General features: G+C 61.4%; 7 protein-coding genes. All 7 read right to left on the bottom strand.

Translation table 11 applies throughout. From position 1 onward, the window contains the following. Positions 1-498, bottom strand: a 498-nt coding sequence (locus EOA36_RS31510; protein ID WP_127280769.1) for a Pr6Pr family membrane protein, incomplete at its 3' end; no start/stop codon positions are given. Positions 499-505: 7 nt separating this feature from the next. After that, positions 506-913 carry a hypothetical protein gene (locus EOA36_RS31505; protein ID WP_127280768.1) on the bottom strand — a complete coding sequence of 136 codons (408 nt, stop codon included), beginning with the start codon at positions 911-913 and terminating at the stop codon, positions 506-508. Continuing rightward, complete coding sequence (locus EOA36_RS31500; RefSeq protein WP_127280767.1) at positions 910-1,575, bottom strand: glutathione S-transferase family protein; 666 nt, start codon at positions 1,573-1,575, stop codon at positions 910-912. The genes EOA36_RS31505 and EOA36_RS31500 overlap by 4 nt, the downstream gene beginning before the upstream one ends. Positions 1,576-1,639: 64 nt before the next feature. Beyond that, positions 1,640-2,308, bottom strand: coding sequence for a phosphoribosylformylglycinamidine synthase subunit PurQ (purQ, locus tag EOA36_RS31495; RefSeq protein ID WP_127280766.1), 669 nt, complete (start codon positions 2,306-2,308; stop codon positions 1,640-1,642). Beyond that, entirely contained in the window at positions 2,305-2,559 is a 255-nt protein-coding gene (locus tag EOA36_RS31490; protein ID WP_127280765.1) for a hypothetical protein, read from the bottom strand. Before EOA36_RS31490 ends, purQ begins: the two co-directional genes overlap by 4 nt. 18 nt (positions 2,560-2,577) lie before the next feature. Continuing rightward, positions 2,578-2,820: a phosphoribosylformylglycinamidine synthase subunit PurS gene (gene purS / locus EOA36_RS31485; RefSeq protein ID WP_127280770.1), complete on the bottom strand. Its 243-nt coding sequence runs from the start codon at positions 2,818-2,820 to the stop codon at positions 2,578-2,580. 43 nt (positions 2,821-2,863) lie between these two features. After that, a partial coding sequence (locus EOA36_RS31480; protein ID WP_281040098.1) for a phosphoribosylaminoimidazolesuccinocarboxamide synthase occupies positions 2,864-3,297 on the bottom strand: 434 nt, incomplete at its 5' end.

Below are 3,297 nucleotides of genomic sequence, written 5' to 3'. Positions count from 1 at the left end.
GTAGGGCACCTCGCCCGCCAGCGGCGCCCGCGCCAGCGAATAGACCAGATAGGCGATGGGATAGACAACCCACCAGGAGACGTCGCTCCATCGCGTTCTGCCGTCGGCGCCTGATATCAGCCACCACAGCACGAACAGCACCGGCGTCACATAGTGCAGCAGGACGTCGCAGAGCAGGAACAGGCCCTGCGGCTGCCAGAGCCGCGCCAGTACCGTGGCATAGACGATGAAGACCAGGGTGATCGAGACCGCGACGCACGCGCGCATCCGGGGGCCGGCAAAGGCAGGCAGCCAGGCATAGCCGCTGGATGACAACAGCGAGATGTGGACCAGCACGGCGCCAATGTTGGTCAGGATGGTGAAGAAGCTGAAATAGAACACGATCGAGCCGAGCAGGCCGCGGCCCGCTTCCATCGATGCCGGAATGGTGATCGAGAACTGCAGGACGAGCGCGATCAGGCCAACAACCAATCCCGCGATCTGCAGGAACCGGCCCATGGCTGGCTCAAGCGGTGGCTGCGCAGGTCGGATTGCCCGCCTGCCAGCGCGCGATATCAGAACTGATGCGGCCGCCGAGCGGGTCGTTCATCAACGGTCCGAAGACGTCGACACGGCTTGAATTCCCCTGCGCCTGCACGACCAGCAACGGTTTGCCGCCATAGTGCTTGGCCGGCACCAGAAGGAAGCGCGGCGTGCCGCTGAACGAGTTCAGCTCATTGGCCATCTGATACTGCTTGAAGGCCGGATCCTTGCTGGCGATCCAGCATTTGTGGGCTGCTATCGCGACCTGTTCCATGGCCAGCAGCGCAGCACTCTTGCCCGAGGGCACAGGCGTGCTCTTCGGGGTCGATTGGCACGATGCCAGGGCAAAGCCTGCCGCGGCGACGAAGGCGACCGTCTTGCTCTTGATCAAGCGGCACCCATCTCGAGTTCGGACAGGAAGATCTTCAGGCCGTCTGTCATCTCGCCCCATACCCTGGACAATGCGGGATGCTGCGAGGCGATCTGCTCATAGGCATCGAATTTGGGATAGGCGTCGAGCAGGTCGTGGCGACCTGTCATGGCGCGGAAATTGTTGAAGATGAACCGCGTCGGCGTCAGCCAGGCATCGGCAAAGCTGATGTCGCTGCCGAGCGCGAAGGGGCCTTGCGCCATCCGCGCCTGGATGGCCGCCAGCCCATGGTGGAGACGGGCGAATTGGGCTTCGATCTCGGCATTGTTGCGCTTCGGCATGAAATGCAGCTCGAAAAGCTTCATTGTCGGCGTCAACACGTCGAGGTCGGTGATGCGGGCGAACATGCGCACCAGCGCGCGGTCCTTGGAATCGGGCGGCAACAGCGCCGGTTCCGGAAACCGCTCCTCGAGATATTCGGCGATGACCACCGATTCGACGATGGTTTCGCCCGAGCCGGTGATCAGCACCGGAATGCGGTTCATCGGCGAGATGGCCCGAAACTCTTCGGGGATCGGAAAACCCGGCGGCGGCGCGATGATCTTGAGCGGCACGTCCTTGATATAGGCCAGTGCGCGCACGATCGACGAGTAGGGCGACAACGGCCGCGAATAGAGTTTCATGACCGTCTCTCCCTCACCCTATGATTTTGAATTGCCGCAATTCTTAAGGTTGCGGTTGCAAACTTCAAGCGGCAATGCCCAAGGCGCCTTCGAACAACGCCCTGCCGTCACTGCCGCCATGCGCTGCTTCGATCAGGTTCTCGGGGTGCGGCATCAGGCCGAGCACATTGCCTTGTTCGTTGATGATACCGGCAATGTCGTTGATCGAGCCGTTCGGGTTGGTGCCTTCGGCATAGCGGAACACCACCTGGCCTTCGCCTTCGAGGCGGGCAAGCGTCTCGGCGTCGGCGAAGTAATTGCCGTCATGATGGGCCACCGGCGAGCGGATGATCTGGCCCGGCTGATAGCGGCGGGTGAACATGGTGTTGGCGTTGGCGATCTCGAGCTTGACCTGCCGGCAGACGAATTTCAGCGAGGTGTTGCGCATCAGCGCACCCGGCAGCAATCCCGCCTCGACCAGAATCTGGAACCCGTTGCAGACACCGATAACCATCACGCCCTTGGCCGCCTTCTCGGCCACTGCCCGCATCACCGGCATGCGCGCCGCGATCGCGCCGCAACGCAGATAGTCGCCGAAGGAAAAGCCGCCGGGAATGGCGATCAGATCGACATCGGGGATTTCGGTATCGGTCTGCCAGACGGTTGCCGGCGCCTGTCCGGAAATCTTGGTCAGCGCCGCGATCATGTCGCGGTCGCGATTGAGGCCAGGCAGGAGGACGACGGCTGTTTTCATTTTGGTTCGTAAGGCCTCTGTGCTTCGGCAAGATCGCGCAGGTCGAGACGGCGTTCTATGCGTTCAAGTCGATCATCCTGGCGGGCGAGAATGCCATAGATGTTGTGGATGTCACTTTGCGTTGCCACCATGTGACCTCGCATTACATTCAATTCCCGTTTCGTTTCGGAAACATCCTGACGAAGCTCACCAATTTCGTGATGCACGCGCTTCAGCAACTCGTACATCAACTCATTCGTGACTTCCGGCATAGTGCCTCCGACACAACCTCAGGTAAGTGTCACACTATAATTCTCGATCACCGTATTCGCCAGCAGCTTGTCGCACATGGCCTTCAAATCGGCTTCAGCCTTGGCCCTGTCGCTTTCCGCCAGTTCGACGTCGAACACCTTGCCTTGCCGCACCGCGCCGACGCCATCGAATCCCAGCCCCGACAGCGCGTGTTCGATTGCCTTGCCTTGCGGGTCCAGAACGCCATTCTTGAGGGTGACGGTAATGCGGGCCTTGATCACGCTGGACATGCTCCTGTTCTGAATGTCGGGTTGCAAGCCGCAATCAGTGCGGCTTGCCTTTGAGGCCGTCGGTCGAGGCGACCAGCACCGGGCCGGTAGGACGCGGCGGCTCGTTCTCGTTCATGATGCCGAGGCGGCGGGCGACTTCCTGATAGGCCTCGACGAGGCCGCCCATGTCACGGCGGAAACGGTCCTTGTCGAGCTTGTCCTGCGTCGCCACGTCCCACAAGCGGCAGGAGTCCGGCGAAATCTCGTCGGCCACGACGATGCGCATCATGTCGCCCTCGAACAGGCGGCCGCACTCGATCTTGAAGTCGACGAGCTGGATGCCGACGCCCATGAACAGGCCGGAGAGGAAATCGTTGACCCGGATGGCAAGCGCCATGACGTCGTCGATCTCTTGCGGGCTTGCCCAGCCGAACGCCGTGATGTGCTCTTCCGAAACCATCGGATCGTCGAGCGCGTCGGCCTTGTAGT

Source organism: Mesorhizobium sp. M8A.F.Ca.ET.021.01.1.1 (assembly GCF_003998025.1).
In the GTDB taxonomy this organism is placed as follows: Bacteria; Pseudomonadota; Alphaproteobacteria; order Rhizobiales; family Rhizobiaceae; genus Mesorhizobium.
This window is presented reverse-complemented; position numbering and strand designations above follow the sequence as displayed.

Excerpts from the sequence above, each read along its gene's own strand:
- EOA36_RS31500 (WP_127280767.1), bottom strand. The coding sequence starts at position 1,575 with ATGAAACTCTATTCGCGGCCGTTGTCGCCCTACTCGTCGATCGTGCGC.
- purQ (WP_127280766.1), bottom strand. The coding sequence starts at position 2,308 with ATGAAAACAGCCGTCGTCCTCCTGCCTGGCCTCAATCGCGACCGCGAC.
- EOA36_RS31490 (WP_127280765.1), bottom strand. The coding sequence starts at position 2,559 with ATGCCGGAAGTCACGAATGAGTTGATGTACGAGTTGCTGAAGCGCGTG.